The sequence below is a fragment of the Rhodococcus sp. 852002-51564_SCH6189132-a genome, from assembly GCF_001665495.1.
In the GTDB taxonomy this organism is placed as follows: Bacteria; Actinomycetota; Actinomycetes; order Mycobacteriales; family Mycobacteriaceae; genus Rhodococcus; species Rhodococcus pyridinivorans.
The window spans coordinates 120,922-136,911 of sequence record NZ_LZMJ01000004.1 but is presented as its reverse complement, the minus strand read 5'-3'; the positions used below and the strand labels follow the sequence as shown (position 1 = coordinate 136,911).

Here is a 15,990-nt window from a genome sequence, read left to right as displayed (position 1 = left end):
GTCCTCTCGCTTCTGCTGGTACGCAACGGTTTTCGCGCGCCCCGTCTCGGGCGCGATCCGGGATCGGGCAAATCGTTCGGAGCTACCTCGATAATGCTGTGACATCCGTCACGAAGGGCGAAAAGGTGAAGGTCTCAACCGAACCGGAGCGCGGCCGTGGACGTGTGGGATCGTGCCCGTCGAGCGCCCGGGATCGGGGCCGTTACCGGGCATTTCTCCGAGCCCGCGCGGAATCTGGAACAGTGGACGGTGCATGCCTGCGGACGAGCCGCGAGGAGGATCCCCGTGTCCGAAGCCGATCGACCCCACCTCCCGGGGCGCGACGACGCGCCCGGCCGGGACATCCCGTCGGTGGACCGGCGGACACGTATCGCCGGGCAGGTCCGCCGGTGGTGCGAGACCGGCAGTATCGAGGGCGGGCACGCTCCTCTGTCGGACGCCGCGGCGGTCGCACTGGCCGCCGGCTACCTCGACGAATCGGCACGTGCTGTGCTGGCGAACCGCCGGCGCGTCGGGCGCCGGTTGCCCACCCTCGACGGATTCGGTGAGCTGCGCCGCCTGTCCGACGAGCACGCCCGCCTCCGCACACGGATCGACGGCCTGCGTCCCGGCGCTGCGCGACTCGCACTCGAATACCGGGCCAACGAGCTCGGCAAACGCATCCGGGCGGCGCGACAGACCGTCGTGCACTCGCCGCTGCACTACGCCCAGGGCGTCCGCGCCGTGCGCCGCGACCGACGCGACGGGCTGCATCTCGAGATCGAACAACGCGAGGCGCTGTTCGCTGCACTGCAACGCACCCCGGCGCCCCTGCCCGTCACGCCCGTCGAGCAGGCCCGGGGAGTGGTGCTCGGTGTCGCCGTCGACCGCGTGGGTCGCTGGTCCGAACGCACCCCGCTGGCCGAGACGGGGCGTCGCGTCGCCGAACGGCTCGGACGCGAGGTGCCCTCCGGCGACGACCGCTTCGTCGACCGCTACGACACCCTGCTCTTCCTCGCCGGTTCCCTGTACGACCGCGTCGAGGCATCGGCGGCGTGGCGTTCGGAGTACTTCGAGGTTCAACGAGCCCAGCTCGATCTCGCCGAGGAGCTCACCCAGATCGCGGTGGACACCGTCGCCCTGCGCGACCTGCTCGACGAGTTGCAGTCCGCGATCCGATCGGCGCCCGAGGCGCGGTCCGGTCTCGAATCCCGGGTGGCAGCGCTCGAACCGGTATGGGACCAGATCCTTGCGCGCGTCACCGCGCTCGCGCGCATCGGCGACCTGCTCACGCGCGCGGAGGGCCATCTGCATCTCACACACATCGCGCAGCGGACCGCGAGTCTCGACCAGCGGATCGACGACCTGATCGGCAGATCGGGTGCGCGCGAGTTGTCCGCCGAGAACACCGATTTCGTCGGCGACCAGCTCGGCGCCGCAGCCGAACCGATGGTCGCGCTCCGCAGTGCTCTGTGGACGGACATCGCCGAGCTCACCGCAAAGGAGTAACTCGGAGTTACTGTCATTTGTCACATCGATTCGGCTGCGTTTCGGGTCGTATCCCCGAACTCGTGGAAAGTGACCGTCTTCGCTGGTGTATTCGTCCGAACCGGTGGTAGCTTCCTCGCGTCCTATCGGGGGTCGATACACAGGGGGGTGCGGTGGCGTCGCGGTTCGTGCGTACGGGTTTTGCGCTGGCTGTCGCTGCGGTGCTGGGGGTCTCGGGTTGTTCGGGGGCGACGACGAGCGTGTCCGTCGTCGACGACCCGCAGCTCGAGGCCGAGTTCGAATCGGTGCTCGTCTCCGGACAGTCCCGCACGCTCGGGGAGGTCGCGGCCGCAGCGGGTGTCGAGTCGTGGGACCGGATGTACTACTTCCGCGTCCCGGTGCTGATGAGCGAACTCAACCGCGTGATGCACACCCCCGGAGTCACCTGGCGGAACATGCCGGGATCCGATGCCGAAGGGCTCATCGTGTTCGTCTCGGAGGGGCAGATCGTGCGCGCGGTCGCCGACCGCGAGCCGCCGCTGTACCTGAGCGGTTTCGCGACCTCCGATTCGTACGTCACGCCCGACGAACTCGCCGGCATGCCCCGTCTCGCGGTCGAGTCGAGGGGCCGCTGATCCGGTAGCTGTCACCCGGCTGCCTCGTATGTCCGCCTTCGGGTAGTTTTGCTCGCGATATCGAGTAATGAATTTCTTTCCCGAAGAGGTGTGGGGTGGCACGGGTAATCGCGACGATCAACCTGAAAGGTGGCGTCGGCAAGACCACGACGACGGCCGCTCTGGGCGAGTTCATGGCGGCGGAGTTCGGGCAGCGGGTGCTGATGATCGATCTCGACCCGCAGACCAACCTCACCACGATGATGGTGGGGGAGGAACGCTGGCAGGAACTGAACGAACTCGGTCTGACCCTCGCGACGCTCTTCCGTAAGGCGATCACGCCCCACGCCGACGCGTTCGACATCGAGAAGGCCGTCCAGAAGAACGTCTCGCCCGTGCGAGCGGTCCGTGATCTCGACCTGCTCGCGTCGTCGCTGGATCTCATGGACATCCAGGAGGGGCTCACCCACCAGCAGTACGCCGATCCCGGCTCGCACCGTCCCGTCGAGGTGCTGCTCTCCGCTGTCCGGCCCATCGCCGACCGGTACGACTACATCCTGATCGACTGCCCGCCGAATCTCGGGATCCTCACCCTCAACGGATTGCGTCTCGCCGACGGCTATCTCATCCCGACGATTCCCGACATCCTGTCCACCTACGGAATTCCGCCGCTGCAGACGAAGATCCAGGAATTCGCGACACGGACCGGGCACACCGTGCGGGAGATCGGTCTCGTCATCACGAAGTACCGCAGTGCCTCGAATCTGCACCGCACGATCATCGAACAGCTCCAGCGCGACCCCCGGATTGCGAGCGTCGTTCCCGCCTGGGTGCCCGAGGCCAATCAGATCGCGGCGTCCGCCGAGTTCGTGCCCTACGGCACGCTCAAGCGAAAGTACGGCAACACCGGCCAGTACGACGCACTGCGAATCCTCACCGAGACGATCATGATGAATGCGCAGGTGTACCTGTGACGAATCCCGACCCCGATACCGACATGGCACAGGCGCGTCTGCGGGTGCGCATCGGCGAGGCGAGTTCGGCGTTGCTCCGTCTCGACGAGGCGGCACCCGGCACGGCCGGCGCGCTCGTCGCTCTCGTCCAGGTGATCGCCGATGAGGCGGCACGCACGCCGCGGTTCGCGAGGGCACTCGCGGGAGCGCTCTCGGTTACCGCGGACGCAAGCGCCCCGACCCCTGCTCCCGCTCCTGCTACGCGCCCGGCCGCGGCCCGAACGTCTGCGCGTCGCAGTCGTCGCGCACCCGGGGCCTTCGACCCGTTCGCGGTGTACCGCGAGAGCGGGGAGGCGACTCTGCGGGAGAGGCTGGCGTCCCTCGGGGTCGAACAGCTCAAGGACATCATCGCCGAGCACGCGATGGACTACGACAAACTCGCGATGCGCTGGCGTACCCCCTCCAAGCTGCAGGACCGCATCGTCGAACGGGTCAAGGCGCTCACCACGAAGGGTGATGCTTTCCGGTGATCGGTCACAGTCGGTTCTTCTTCTGCTCGTAGCAACGTATGGTCGCAGCAGACCTCCGGTCTCGACGAGACCGCGCAGGACGTGGGCACATCGAGCGTCGATCCCGAGTCACCGCTCGGTGTGCGCACCGAGAAGAGGAGTCGATATGGGGGACATCGTTCGACAGGGAGTCGTGGCCTTCGTGGCCGAGGTTCTGGCGCGCGGCGGCCGGGCCGAGCCGATCCCGGGACAGCGGGACGTCCGAGTGCGCGGTGCGGACGGATCGGAACGTGTGGTGAGGGTGTGCTCGACGGCGAGCGATCCGTGGCTCGCGCGACGCCGCGACGGGATTCCCGCCGCCGACGGTGGAGGCGTGTCGCACTGGGTGTTCGTCGATCTCGCACCCGAGGTACCGGCGTTCTACGTCGTGGACGCGGACGATATCGAGGGAGGGATCGAGGAGGAGGTCGCGCTCTGGCTCGCCGACCGCCCCGGCCGCACCCCGACCGGCAGTCATCCCATCCAGCGCAGCAATGTCGTTCACGGTCAGGACAATTGGGATCTTCTCGGTCTCGACGTCGTCAAGGATCCTCGGCACGACGCAACGCCGGTGCCGGCAGCGGCCGTCCGCGTCGAACGTCCGGCCGCACCGGCGGTCACCGACCCCGAGACCGACGACGAACGGCTCGCGGTGGTCGCCGACATCGGGGGTTACCGCGTGCAGGGGCGCCTCGATCAGGCCTCCGGGACGCTCGAGATCACCCGGGGACCGATGGAGGGCCGCCGCTTCCCGGACGCCGCGGCAGCCGCACAGGCGCTCGTCACCTTCTTCGACGACCCCGAGACCGTTCCCGACGCCGATGCCTTCTGGCGGAGCGAGATCCTCAGGTGAGAACGCACTCCCGATAGCGGCTTCGGCTCGTTTCGATCTCCCGTAAGCGAGCTCGGCTCGTTTCGATCTCGCTGACCACAACCGTCGACTCTGCCGACGGATGGCGGTGAACTGAATCGGCGCAAGCGACAACGCCAGGTTCAGATCATCGAAGGAGAGATCGCATGACCATCACCGAACTCGATCGCGATACGACCACCGCCGAATCCGTCTACACCGCCGGGGGCATCGTCGTCACCAAGCTGGGGGAGCATATCGGTGCGCGGATCGACGGGGTGCGGTTGTCCGGCTCGTTGGCGTCCGAGACCGTCGAGGCCATCCTCTACGCACTCGCCGTGCACAAGGCGATCGTCTTCCGCGACCAGCATCACCTCGACGACGAGGAGCAGTGGGCCTTCGCCGGCCTGCTCGGCACGCAGACCCAGTCGCACCCCACGGTCCACTCGAAGGGTAAGCGGCTGTTGCCCATCGAGGGTGCTGCGAACAGCTGGCACACCGACGTCAGTTTCGTCGACCGCATTCCGAAGGCGTCGATCCTGCGGGCGGTGACCCTGCCGCCGTACGGCGGTGCGACGACGTGGGCCTCCACGACCGCGGCCTACGAGCAGTTGCCGGATGCGCTGAAGGCGCTCGTCGACAACCTGTGGGCCCTGCACACCAATCTCTACGACTACGCCGAGAAGCTCGACGCGGGCAGCTCCGATCCGGCGCTGACCGAGGAGCGACGCCGCTACCAGGACGAGTTCCGCCGCAACACCTACGAAACGATTCACCCGGTGGTGCGGGTCCATCCCGAGACGGGTGAGCGCACCCTGTTGCTCGGTCACTTCGTCAAGGAGTTCGTCGGTCTCGAGCCGTCGGAGACCGCCGCGCTGCTCCAGCTGCTGCAGAGTCGGATCACGAAGCTGGAGAACACGTTCCGCTGGTCGTGGGAGAGTGGCGACGTCGCGATCTGGGACAACCGCGCCACGCAGCACTACGGCATCGCCGACTTCGGCGACCACACCCGCCGCCTGCATCGCATCACCCTCGCCGGCGACATCCCCGTTGGCGTCGACGGCTCGCGCAGCAGGGTCGTGCAGGGCGACGCGAGCGAGTACTCGGTGGTCGAGGAGCCGGCGCGACTGCCCGGCTTCGACGGGCACTGACACAGCAGAGCGCGAAACGGTCATAGGAGCGCGAAACATCCCGCGCCGAAGACCGTTTCGCGCTCCTCAACGTCAGGCCACGACGTACTTCTCGTTCTCGCGGACCCACAGCACGCCGTCGCCCGCTGTGGGTCCTTCCTTCTCGAACTCCTCGGGTACGAGCGACGTCTCGTCGCGCAGCACGATCGCGGTCATGATAGGGGCGGCGGCGAGGTTCTCACCGTCCACGCGCATCCAGTCGGCCGTGCGACCGGCGAGGTAGATCCAGCCGTCCGCGTCCTTGTAGGCCACCCGGCGAGGATCGCGTTGGAGTGGAACAACGGCATCGACAGGTAGATTACGTCGTCGCTCGTGATCGAGAACTGCGGGACGAGCGTGCTGCCCGAGAACAACACCATCATGTGGGCGAGCATCACCGGCTTCGGATCGTCGCTCGTCCCCGAGGCGAAGATCAACATGAACGGATGGTCGGCCCGACCTTCCGGTACGGCTCGAGCGGACAGGCCCCGTCGACGAGCGCCCGCCACTCGGGGCTCGCGACGTCGAAGACGGTGACGTCGCCGAGATCCAGGCCGTCCAGCAGAGGGGCGTGCTCGGCATCGGTCAGCAGGATCTGGCAGTCCGCACGCAGGATGTCGCGTGCCAGACCCTCACCGCGTCGGGTGTTGTTGAGGCCGACGAGCGGGAAGCCCGCGAGCCCGGCCCCGGCGATCGCGTGGACGACGGCCGCGGTGTTGTTCTCGAACAGGTCACGGAGTGCCTGCTGGACGGTCTCTGCCATGGCTACCTCGGATATATGGAGAACACGTTCTCTTCGCCGTACACGAGTCGTTCGGGTCGCTCGTCGTCGCGTCACAATTCGGTCCGCGAACCCGGTGCGCGTGTGAGGTGGAACGCCTACTCTGAGTTCACCTGCAGCATCGCGGGTGGTGATCGCCGTGCGCCGTCGATCCCGTCCGCGCCGCACCGTTGCCGCCTCACGGCGGCTCGAGGAGGCCCGATGAACGCGGTTGTCGCTCCCGTCAAGCCCACGCGGCCGTATCCGCCGCGTTATCACTCCAAGGGCGCGGTCCTCTACGACCTGATCACCACGACGGACCCGAAGAAGCTCGGACTGATGTACATCTTCACATCGTTCGCGTTCTTCTTGTTCGGTGGTCTGCTCGCCCTGCTGATGCGCGCGGAACTGGCTGTGCCCGGCCTGCAGTTCCTGTCGAACGAGCAGTACAACCAGCTGTTCACCAACCACGGCGGCATCATGTTGCTGATGTATGCGACGCCGGTCGTCTTCGGTTTCGCGAACTACATCCTGCCGCTGCAGATCGGCGCTCCCGACGTCGCCTTCCCGCGCCTGAACGCCTTCAGCTACTGGCTGTACCTGTTCGGCGCGCTCACCGTGGCATTCGGGTTCATCACTCCCGGTGGTGCCGCGGACTTCGGCTGGACGTCCTACATGCCGCTCGCCGACGAGATCCATTCACCCGGTATCGGCGGCAACCTGTGGTTCCTGGGTCTGGCGGTGATGGGTCTGGGCACCATCCTCGGCGGCGTCAACATGATCACCACCGTGGTCTGTATGCGTGCACCGGGGATGACCATGTTCCGCATGCCCATCTTCACGTGGAACATCTTCATCACGATGATCCTCGTGCTCCTCGTCTTCCCCCTCCTCGCCGCAGCGTTCATGGGGGCTTTCGTCGACCGCGTGATCGGTGGCAACATCTACGATCCCGCCACCGGCGGCGTGCTCCTCTACCAACACCTGTTCTGGTTCTTCGGTCACCCCGAGGTGTACGTCGTCGCGCTGCCGTTCTTCGGCATCGTCTCGGAGATCTTCCCGGTGTTCTCCCGCAAGCCGATCTTCGGATACAGCGGCCTCGTGTACGCGACCATTGCCATCGCCGCGCTGTCCATCGCCGTGTGGGCACACCACATGTACGCCACCGGCGCCGTGCTGCTGCCGTACTTCTCGTTCATGACCTTCCTGATCGCCGTCCCGACGGGCGTGAAGTTCTTCAACTGGATCGGCACGATGTGGAAGGGCCAGATCACCTTCGAGACGCCGATGCTGTTCGCGGTCGGCTTCATCGTGACCTTCCTCTTCGGTGGCCTGACCGGTGTCATCCTCGCGAGCCCGCCGCTGGACTTCCACCTGCACGATTCGTACTTCGTGGTCGCGCACTTCCACTACGTGCTCTTCGGCACCATCGTGTTCGCGACCTACGCCGGCATCTACTTCTGGTTCCCGAAGATGACCGGCAGGATGATGGACGAGCAGCTCGGCCGCTGGCACTTCTGGCTGACCTTCATCGGTTTCCACACCACCTTCCTGGTGCAGCACTGGCTCGGTAACGAGGGCATGCCGCGTCGCTACGCCGACTACCTGCCCTCCGACGGGTTCACCACCTTGAACACCATCTCGACGATCGGGGCCTTCGTCGTGGGCGCGTCGACGCTGCCGTTCCTGTGGAACGTCTTCAAGAGCTACCGCTACGGCCAGGTCGTCACCGTCGACGACCCGTGGGGTTACGGCAACTCGCTCGAATGGGCGACGACCTGCCCGCCGCCGCGGCACAACTTCTACGAGCTGCCGCGGATCCGTTCGGAGCGTCCCGCCTTCGAGCTGCACTATCCCGACATGGTCGAGCGGATGCGTGCCGAGGCGCACGTGGGTCCGGGTAGCGACAAGCACGAGGTGAACGTGCTCGAAGGTGCCGACCGCACGCCGGGCGACATCCCCCGGGAGTGATCGACCGCGATAGCTCCGCGCATCGAACGAACCCCGCCGAAGGACGGAGTCGAGCGAACATGACCGCAGTCGAACCCGGCGGGAGCGTGCCCGCCGAGGTGGATGTCCTGATCGTCGGTGCCGGTATCTCCGGCATCGGCACGGCCTACCACCTGAAGACGAAGAGACCGGGGACGAGCTTCGCGATCGTCGAGGCGCGTGACGCGCTCGGTGGCACGTGGGACCTGTTCCGATATCCCGGCGTGCGCTCCGACTCCGACCTCCACACCCTCGGGTACGAGTTCAAGCCGTGGCGGAAGAAGCATGCGTACGCCGGAGGCGGTGAGATCCTCGGCTATCTCCACGAGACGGTGGACGAACACGGACTCCGTCCCTACCTGCACCTCGGGCACCGCGTCGTCGGCGCGTCCTTCTCGTCCGATACCGGCAGGTGGACGGTCACGCTCCTGCGCACGAGCGACGACACCATGCTTACGGTGACCTGCTCGTTCTTCTTCTCCGCGACCGGCTACTACGACTACGACGAGGGGTACAGCCCGGAGTTCGAGGGCAGCGACGACTTCCGCGGCACGATCGTCCATCCCCAGCACTGGCCCGAGGCTCTCGACTGTGCGGGCAAACGCGTCGTCGTCATCGGCAGTGGCGCCACCGCGGTGACGCTCATTCCCGCCCTGGCCGGCGTCGCCGAGCACGTGACGATGCTGCAGCGCTCCCCGTCCTACGTCTTGGGGTGGCCGAAGGAGAACAAGGTCGTCAACGCGCTGCGACGTGCACTCCCGACAGCGGCGGCCGACCGTGCCGTCCGTTCCCTGAGCATCCGGATGCTGCACGAGATGTACCGGACGAGTCGCCGGGCGCCGAACCTTTTCCGCCGTCTCCTGCGCCTTCGGATGACGAGCGTGCTGCCCGACGAATATCCCGTCGACGTGCACTTCAACCCGTCCTACGACCCGTGGGATCAGCGCCTGTGCGTCGCGACCGACGGTGACCTCTTCCACGCCATCGCCACCGGCGAGGCGTCGGTGGTCACCGATCGGATCGCCCGGTTCACGCCCACGGGGATCGCCCTCGAATCGGGGCGCGAGATCGAGGCCGACGTCATCGTCACCGCGACCGGCCTGAAACTGGTGCCGTTCGGGAGGATCGAAGTCGACGTCGACGGCGTCCCGGTCTACTGGCACGAATGCGTCACCTACAAGGCGACGATGCTCACCGGCGTGCCGAACTTCGCCTTCGCGTTCGGCTACACCAACTCGTCGTGGACCCTCAAGGTCGACCTCACCGGCCATCATCTGTGCCGGTTGCTCGACCACATGGAGGACCAGGGCTACGACGTCGTCACCCCGATCTGCGACGATCCGGCCGTCGGCGGAGGGCCGTTCTGGGACCTCACGTCGAACTATCTCCGGCGCTCGGCCGACGTGTTCCCCACATCCGGGGAAGGCGGCCCGTGGTCGATGGAGCAGAACTACTATCTCGACCGCAGACGGCTGCGCCGCGAACCGGTCGACGATCCCGCTCTGCGTTTCACGCGGGTGGCCGAGCCGGCGGGTTCATCGAGCCCAGCAGGTAGCCGGGAACCCCCACCACGAGTGCCCGGGCCGCGCTCGTCACTGCCGCAAGGTCGCTGACACCGAGCACCGTCAGCGATGCCGTCGCCAGCGCTTCGGGGAGCCCGGCGTCGACGTCGCCGTCGTCGGCTCGCATGCCGATGACCGATTCGACGACCCGGAACGGCAGATGGGTGCGAGGATCGCCGTAGCCCACGATCTGCGCCGCCAGGGTCCGGTAGCGCTCCATCAGGTGCCGACGTTCCTCCCGGAACCGATCGAACGGTTCGGTGCGAACCTCCGGAAGGTGGTAGAGCGCACCGAGATTCCATCTTCCCGCGGACAATTGGGCGGTGTCGAACCAGGCGAGCGCACACAGGCGCACCTCGGGCGGCAGCGCAGGGTCGAGATTGTCGTCGAAGTCGAGGGTCGGTTCGACGGTGTCCTCGAGCAACGCGACGAGGATGTCGTTCTTCGTCGCGAAGTGGTTGTACAGCGATGCCTGCCGGATCCCCACGGCCTCGGCGATCGTGCGTGTCGATGTGGGGGAGAACCCGCGGGTGGTGAACAGCTCCGCGGCGGCGTCGAGGATCTCGGCACGCGCGGTCGGCCCGGGCCGTCGCGGGGCGTGGAGGCGGGGGCGTCCTGGTCCTGCATGGGTCACGCCTCCACTGTGACACGACGAAAGGTGCTGCAGCGCCACCGTCTTCGTGCGTGAAGTTTTCGTCACACGTACGAAACACGCGTCACGGACTCGTTACGCCATGGACATTCCCCGAAGATGCGCGATGGGAAAACTGTCGATCGACAGTTTCCCCGGACCGCCGATCGGAGCACCATGACCGAGACCCTCGCGACCGCCACCACGCACGCTGCTCGTGCCCATGCCCGAGCGCAGGCAGGAACCGTCACCGACGCCATGCCGATCGTCCCGGCATCGTCGTGGCCGGCTCCGCCCAGCGGTCGCGCAGCGTCGATGACCTGGGCCGAGACCGTCCCCGGTGGCCGCTACACCAGCAAGGTCCTCGCCCGCGGCACCCGCCTGCGCCTGCGGGACGTCCACGGCACCGCCTGCGCCAACATCCTCCTGTTCCGCGCCGACGCCCCGCACGAACGGCTCAACGTCGCCGACACGGTGAAGGTGCCGTGGCAGGCCTATCTCGGTGTCGGGCACCCACTGCTCTCCGATCAGGGCCGCGTCCTCGCCACGATCGTCGCCGACACCTCCGGACGCCACGACGCGCTGTGCGGCACCACCCACGTCGCGGGGAACACTGCGAAATACGGTGAGGGATCGCTCCATTCGAGCTCTCCTGCGGGTCGCGAACTGTTCACCGTCGCCGCCGCCAAGCACGACCTGCAACCGCGCGACCTGCCGCCCTCACTGTCCTTCTTCCACGGTGTCCGCGTCGAGGAGGACGGCAGCCTCGTCAGCACCGGCAACGCCGGTCCCGGTGCCGCCGTCGACCTGCTGATCCACCTGCCGGTGATCGCCCTGATCGCCAACACCGCACACCCGCTCGATCCGAATCCCGAGTTCACCACCGGCAGCCTCGAAGTCCTCGCCTGGCGAGCACCCGGCGAACTGAACTCGCTGCCGAACACCGACCCCGAGTGCCAGCGCGCCGTGCTCAACACCGACGACGCTTGGGCCGCCGCCACGTCCGAAACGGAGATCCACCGATGACCATCACCGCCGACACCGCAGACCTCGCCCTCGTTCCCGGTCGCGTCGTCCTCGACGAGATCGTCGGACTCCGCGGCCCGTGGTCGGCCGTCGTCGCCGCCGGCGACGTACTCACCATCGTCGACCTGCACGGCAACCAGGCGGTCGACACCCTCGTCTACGACGCCGCCGACCACACCCGCCGCTACAGTGCCGCTGCCACCGTGGCCGCCCAGCGGAACCTCTTCCTCTCCACCGGTTCGGTGTTACGCGACGCCGACGGTGAGCCGCTGATGACGCTCGTCGCCGACGAGGTGGGCAACCACGACACCGTCGGCGGTGCCTGCTCGCAGGAGTCCAACACCCTCCGCTACGGGCACCACACCAAGCACCAGCACGCCTGCGTCGAGAACTTCCTCATCGAAGGCGCCAAGTGGGGACTGGGCAAGCGCGACCTCGTCTCCAACATCAACTTCTTCATGAACGTGCCGGTCGAGGCCGACGGCACCCTCGGCATCGTCGACGGCCTGTCCGCACCCGGCAAGCGACTCGCAATCCGCGCCGAGCGCGACGTGCTCGTCCTCGTCTCCAACTGCCCTCAGATCAACAACCCGTGCAACGGCTTCGACCCCACGCCGGTCCGCATGATCGTCACCCGCGGGGAATGAGGTAGTCATGACCACGAAGATCACCGTCGAACGTCCCGGAATGCTCACGACCGTCCAGGACTATCCCGGACGCACCGGTTACTGGCAGATCGGTGTGCCACCCTCGGGCCCGATGGACGACCTGTCGTTCCGCCTCGGCAACGTCGCGCTCGGCAACGACGAGGGCACCCCCGGTCTCGAGACCGCCATGGCCGGCCCCGCCCTGCGGTTCACGGAGGAAACCGAGGTGTGCGTGACGGGTGCGCCCGTCACCGTGCGCATCGACGGGGCCACCGTCCCGCAGTGGCGCCCGGTCACCGTCCCGGCGGGCGGCCTGCTCGACGTCGGAGCTGTCTCCGGGCCGGGGTTGCGCGTCTACGTCCTCATTCGCGGTGGTCTCGACGTTCCCGAATTCCTGGGCAGCGCAGCGACCTTCACGCTCGGAACGTTCGGCGGTCACGAGGGGCGCACGCTGCGCGAGGGTGACGTCCTCGTCGTCGGGGAGAACGCTCCCGGCGCGAGCGCCCCGGTCCCGTCCGAGCACGTGCCCGCACTGAGCACGCGCTGGGAGATCGCGGTCACCGAAGGTCCGCACGGCGCACCGGAATTCTTCACCCGTGCCGACATCGATGCCCTCTACGCCACCGACTACGAGGTGCACTTCAACTCCGACCGCACCGGCGTGCGGCTCATCGGCCCCAAGCCCGAATGGGCGCGCACCGACGGTGGCGAGGCGGGCCTGCACCCGTCGAACATCCACGACAACGCCTACTCCGTCGGCGCACTCGACTTCACCGGCGACACCCCGATCCTGCTCGGCCCCGACGGTCCCAGCCTCGGCGGGTTCGTGTGCCCGGTGACCGTCGTGGCCGCCGACCGTTGGAAGCTCGGCCAACTCGCTCCCGGCAACACGGTCCGGTTCGTGCCCGTGAAGTCGCAGCACACCGCGTCCCGCCGCGAACTCGGCGTCGCGCGTCGCGCCGGACTGTCGCTGGTCACCTCGGCCGGTGGCGACGGTGACGACGGAGTGCTCACCCGCCGTGACGGCCACACCGCCGTCACCTACCGCCGTAGCGGCGACGACAACGTCCTCGTCGAGTACGGCGACATGACCCTCGACCTGGCGCTGCGGGCCCGCGTGCACGCGCTGCACCAGCGCCTCGAGGCCGACCGTCCTGCGGGTCTGCTCGAACTCACCCCGGGAATCCGGTCGCTGCAGGTCAAGGTCGACCCCGACGTCCTGCCCGTGCCGACCCTGCTCGGCCTGCTCGGCGAGGTCGAGGACACCATCGGCGACAGCGACGAACTCGAAGTCCCCAGCCGGCAGGTACGACTCCCGCTGTCCTGGGACGACCCGGCGACCCGCGAGGCCATCCAGCGCTACATGCACGGCGTGCGCTCCGACGCCCCGTGGTGCCCGTGGAACATCGAGTTCATCCGCCGCATGAACGGCCTCGACACCGTCGCCGACGTCTTCGACACGGTCTTCGCCGCCGACTACATGGTTCTCGGCCTCGGCGACGTCTACCTCGGCGCCCCGGTCGCGACGCCGCTCGACCCGCGGCACCGTCTCGTCACCACCAAGTACAACCCCGCGCGCACCTGGACCCCCGAGAACGCCGTGGGCATCGGCGGCGCCTACCTGTGCATCTACGGCATGGAAGGCCCCGGCGGCTACCAGTTCGTCGGCCGCACCACCCAGGTGTGGAACCACCGGCACCCGCAGCCGGCCGGCCCGTTCGAGGACGGCACCCCGTGGCTGCTGCGCTTCTTCGACCGCATCTCGTGGTACCCCGTCGACCCCGACGAACTGCTCGATCTGCGAGCGGATCTCGCTGCGGGTCGCGGTGGGGGAGTGGAGATCACCGACGGCACATTCTCCCTGACCGAGCACCGGAAGTTCCTCGCGGACAACGCTGCTTCGATCAGCGGGTTCCAGGCGACGCAGTCCGTCGCCTTCGGCCAGGAACGCGCGCGGTGGAAGGCGGACGGCGTATGACGGCCGCCGAACGGATCCGTCCGGTGGGAACCCGGTTCGAGCGAACACTGTTGGCTCGGCCGGGAGCAATCCCGGACACCACCACCCGCGTCACGTGGCTGCAGGGTGAGCGGTTGTACTGCGACCTGCGACGACCGGCGACACTGCCGACGGTGACGGCCTCTACTCTCGCCGAGATGGAGATCGACGACCTGGTCGCTCTCGCGAGCCAGGACGGATTCGCCGGCCGACTGCTCGACAGCAGCAACCATGTCGAATGGGAACGGGCCGTGTCGTTCCATCCGCTCGGACCGACACCCGACGCCGGCACCCTGGGGGCCCTCGACACCGACACCCTCGTCGAACACGGTGTGTTCGAGGAGTACACCGAGCACTGGCGCATCACGGATGTCTCGCCCGACATCGAGGAGTACCTACTCGAGGACGTCGAGACCGGAGCGACCGCAGTGCTCGTGCGGGTCGGAGAGTGCTTCGCATTCGGGCGGAGTCGCGATCATGCGATCGGATCCGAACCCCTCGTCGAACAGATCCTCGGCGCAGCGACGGTGTCGGATGCCCGAGCGTTGCTGGACTGCGAGATCGCGGTGGGTCGCATCGAAGACAGCCGGTGGACCATCTCCGCATCGACCCTCCCGTACCGAAGCGGGCGCAATCTCCACCCCGTCTTCGGTCACGAGATCCGCACCCGAGACACAACATTCGACGGAACGTCCATCACCCGTCGGTGGCGTTCCGTCCACCCGACCCCGAGGAGTGACACATGACGTTCACGAGTATTCCCATCGTCGATGTGCATGCGCTGGTGTCCGGCGACGAAACCGGACGCGACGCCGTCGTCGCCGAACTCGGGCGCGCCGCGCGAGAAGTCGGCTTCGCGCAGATCGTCGGACACGGAGTCGACCCCATCCTCGTCGGCGGATTGAAGGACGCGGCCGAACGCTTCTTCGCTCTTCCCGACGACGCGAAAATGGATGTGTACATCGGCAATTCCACCAACCACCGCGGCTACGTGCCGCCCGGTGAGGAAGTGTTCGCCGGAGCCACACCGGACCACAAGGAAGCATTCGACCTGTCGATCGACCTTCCGTCCGATCATCCCGAATATCTCGCCGGCAACCCGCTGCTCGGCCCGAACCAGTGGCCCGACCTGCCGGACTTCGACGAGCCCGTGAATGCGTACTACGAATCCGTCTTCGCTCTGGGACGTGTGTTGTTGCGTGCCTTTGCCGAAGCACTCGGCGAGGCGGCGGATCGGTTCGACCGCTATGTGACCACGCCGCCTGCTCAGCTTCGAATGATCCACTATCCCTACGATCCCGACGCCTCGGACCGTCCCGGCATCGGTGCCCACACCGACTACGAGGTGTTCACTCTTCTGCTCCCCACGGCACCGGGACTCGAGGTACTCAACGCCGACGGCGACTGGATCGACGTGCCCTACCGCGAGGATGCCTTCGTCCTGAATATCGGTGACCTGCTGGAGATCTGGACCAACGGAGTATTTACAGCGACGTCACATCGGGTGCGTAAGGTTGCCGAGGAACGTTACTCGTTCCCCTTGTTCTTCAACGTCGATCACGACACCCGGGTCGACCCGCTGGAGAGGTTCGTCGACGCCGACGGACCGCGCTACGGCGGAGTCACTGCCGGCGAGCACCTGTTCGCCCAGACGGCCCAGAGCTTCACCTATCTCCGCAAGCGGCTCGCCGCGGGCGAGATCACCCTTCCCGACAATGCACGCCCCCTCTACTCGCTCGGACGCGAAGCCCAACGCAGCGCTCCTGCCGTCTGACCCT

Annotated in this window: 17 protein-coding genes; 13 read left to right on the top strand and 4 right to left on the bottom strand. The window is 67.2% G+C overall.

The window, feature by feature from the left end; all coding sequences use genetic code 11:
- The first annotated feature begins 285 nt into the window (after positions 1-285).
- The 6 genes from A5767_RS00925 to A5767_RS00900 all read left to right on the top strand — a co-directional run bounded on the left by A5767_RS00925 (position 286) and on the right by A5767_RS00900 (position 5,583).
- Positions 286-1,488 carry a hypothetical protein gene (locus tag A5767_RS00925; RefSeq protein WP_064851424.1) on the top strand — a complete coding sequence of 401 codons (1,203 nt, stop codon included), beginning with the start codon at positions 286-288 and terminating at the stop codon, positions 1,486-1,488.
- Between the two features lie 167 nt (positions 1,489-1,655).
- On the top strand, positions 1,656-2,102 hold the full coding sequence (locus A5767_RS00920) for a hypothetical protein (protein ID WP_230826357.1): 447 nt from the start codon (positions 1,656-1,658) through the stop codon (positions 2,100-2,102).
- 95 nt (positions 2,103-2,197) lie between these two features.
- Positions 2,198-3,055: a ParA family protein gene (locus A5767_RS00915; RefSeq protein ID WP_006553961.1), complete on the top strand. Its 858-nt coding sequence runs from the start codon at positions 2,198-2,200 to the stop codon at positions 3,053-3,055.
- The gene (locus A5767_RS00910) at positions 3,052-3,564 is read left to right on the top strand and encodes a hypothetical protein (RefSeq protein WP_064851423.1); all 513 of its coding nucleotides are present in this window, start codon (positions 3,052-3,054) and stop codon (positions 3,562-3,564) included. Before A5767_RS00915 ends, A5767_RS00910 begins: the two co-directional genes overlap by 4 nt.
- A gap of 145 nt (positions 3,565-3,709) precedes the next feature.
- Entirely contained in the window at positions 3,710-4,435 is a 726-nt protein-coding gene (locus A5767_RS00905; protein WP_064851422.1) for a hypothetical protein, read from the top strand.
- A gap of 164 nt (positions 4,436-4,599) precedes the next feature.
- Positions 4,600-5,583, top strand: a complete 984-nt coding sequence (locus A5767_RS00900; RefSeq protein ID WP_064851421.1) for a TauD/TfdA dioxygenase family protein — start codon at positions 4,600-4,602, stop codon at positions 5,581-5,583.
- A 72-nt stretch (positions 5,584-5,655) separates the two neighbouring features.
- Here the strand turns inward: A5767_RS00900 and A5767_RS23535 are convergent, their stop codons facing one another.
- The 3 genes from A5767_RS23535 to A5767_RS23525 are packed head-to-tail and all read right to left on the bottom strand — an operon-like array spanning position 5,656 to position 6,364.
- A complete protein-coding gene (locus tag A5767_RS23535; RefSeq protein ID WP_006553967.1) occupies positions 5,656-5,874 on the bottom strand; it encodes a hypothetical protein in 219 nt (72 codons plus the stop codon).
- The gene (locus A5767_RS23530; RefSeq protein ID WP_231913081.1) at positions 5,775-6,041 is read right to left on the bottom strand and encodes a hypothetical protein; all 267 of its coding nucleotides are present in this window, start codon (positions 6,039-6,041) and stop codon (positions 5,775-5,777) included. The genes A5767_RS23535 and A5767_RS23530 overlap by 100 nt, the downstream gene beginning before the upstream one ends.
- Positions 6,035-6,364, bottom strand: a complete 330-nt coding sequence (locus A5767_RS23525) for a hypothetical protein (protein ID WP_006553968.1) — start codon at positions 6,362-6,364, stop codon at positions 6,035-6,037. The genes A5767_RS23530 and A5767_RS23525 overlap by 7 nt, the downstream gene beginning before the upstream one ends.
- 219 nt (positions 6,365-6,583) lie before the next feature.
- On the opposite strand from A5767_RS23525, the gene ctaD reads away from it, so the two are divergent.
- Both ctaD and A5767_RS00880 read left to right on the top strand, forming a co-directional pair.
- Positions 6,584-8,332, top strand: coding sequence for an aa3-type cytochrome oxidase subunit I (ctaD, locus tag A5767_RS00885; RefSeq protein WP_064851420.1), 1,749 nt, complete (start codon positions 6,584-6,586; stop codon positions 8,330-8,332).
- Positions 8,333-8,391: 59 nt separating this feature from the next.
- Entirely contained in the window at positions 8,392-9,963 is a 1,572-nt protein-coding gene (locus A5767_RS00880) for a flavin-containing monooxygenase (protein WP_064851419.1), read from the top strand.
- Here the strand turns inward: A5767_RS00880 and A5767_RS22315 are convergent.
- Positions 9,860-10,546, bottom strand: a complete 687-nt coding sequence (locus A5767_RS22315) for a TetR/AcrR family transcriptional regulator (protein WP_082937550.1) — start codon at positions 10,544-10,546, stop codon at positions 9,860-9,862. The two genes, A5767_RS00880 and A5767_RS22315, sit on opposite strands and share 104 nt — an antisense overlap.
- A 174-nt stretch (positions 10,547-10,720) precedes the next feature.
- Here A5767_RS22315 and A5767_RS00865 point away from each other — a divergent pair, with 174 nt between their 5' ends.
- From A5767_RS00865 to A5767_RS00845, 5 genes are read left to right on the top strand one after another with little or no spacing between them, the layout of a single operon-like run.
- Positions 10,721-11,569, top strand: coding sequence for an urea amidolyase associated protein UAAP1 (locus tag A5767_RS00865; protein WP_024103516.1), 849 nt, complete (start codon positions 10,721-10,723; stop codon positions 11,567-11,569).
- Positions 11,566-12,216, top strand: coding sequence for an urea amidolyase associated protein UAAP2 (locus A5767_RS00860; protein ID WP_064851416.1), 651 nt, complete (start codon positions 11,566-11,568; stop codon positions 12,214-12,216). The genes A5767_RS00865 and A5767_RS00860 overlap by 4 nt, the downstream gene beginning before the upstream one ends.
- Positions 12,217-12,223: 7 nt before the next feature.
- Positions 12,224-14,194: a 5-oxoprolinase/urea amidolyase family protein gene (locus A5767_RS00855; protein ID WP_064851415.1), complete on the top strand. Its 1,971-nt coding sequence runs from the start codon at positions 12,224-12,226 to the stop codon at positions 14,192-14,194.
- Positions 14,191-14,958: a hypothetical protein gene (locus A5767_RS00850; protein ID WP_064851414.1), complete on the top strand. Its 768-nt coding sequence runs from the start codon at positions 14,191-14,193 to the stop codon at positions 14,956-14,958. The genes A5767_RS00855 and A5767_RS00850 overlap by 4 nt, the downstream gene beginning before the upstream one ends.
- Entirely contained in the window at positions 14,955-15,986 is a 1,032-nt protein-coding gene (locus tag A5767_RS00845) for an isopenicillin N synthase family dioxygenase (protein ID WP_006550408.1), read from the top strand. The genes A5767_RS00850 and A5767_RS00845 overlap by 4 nt, the downstream gene beginning before the upstream one ends.
- The last annotated feature ends 4 nt before the right edge of the window (positions 15,987-15,990 follow it).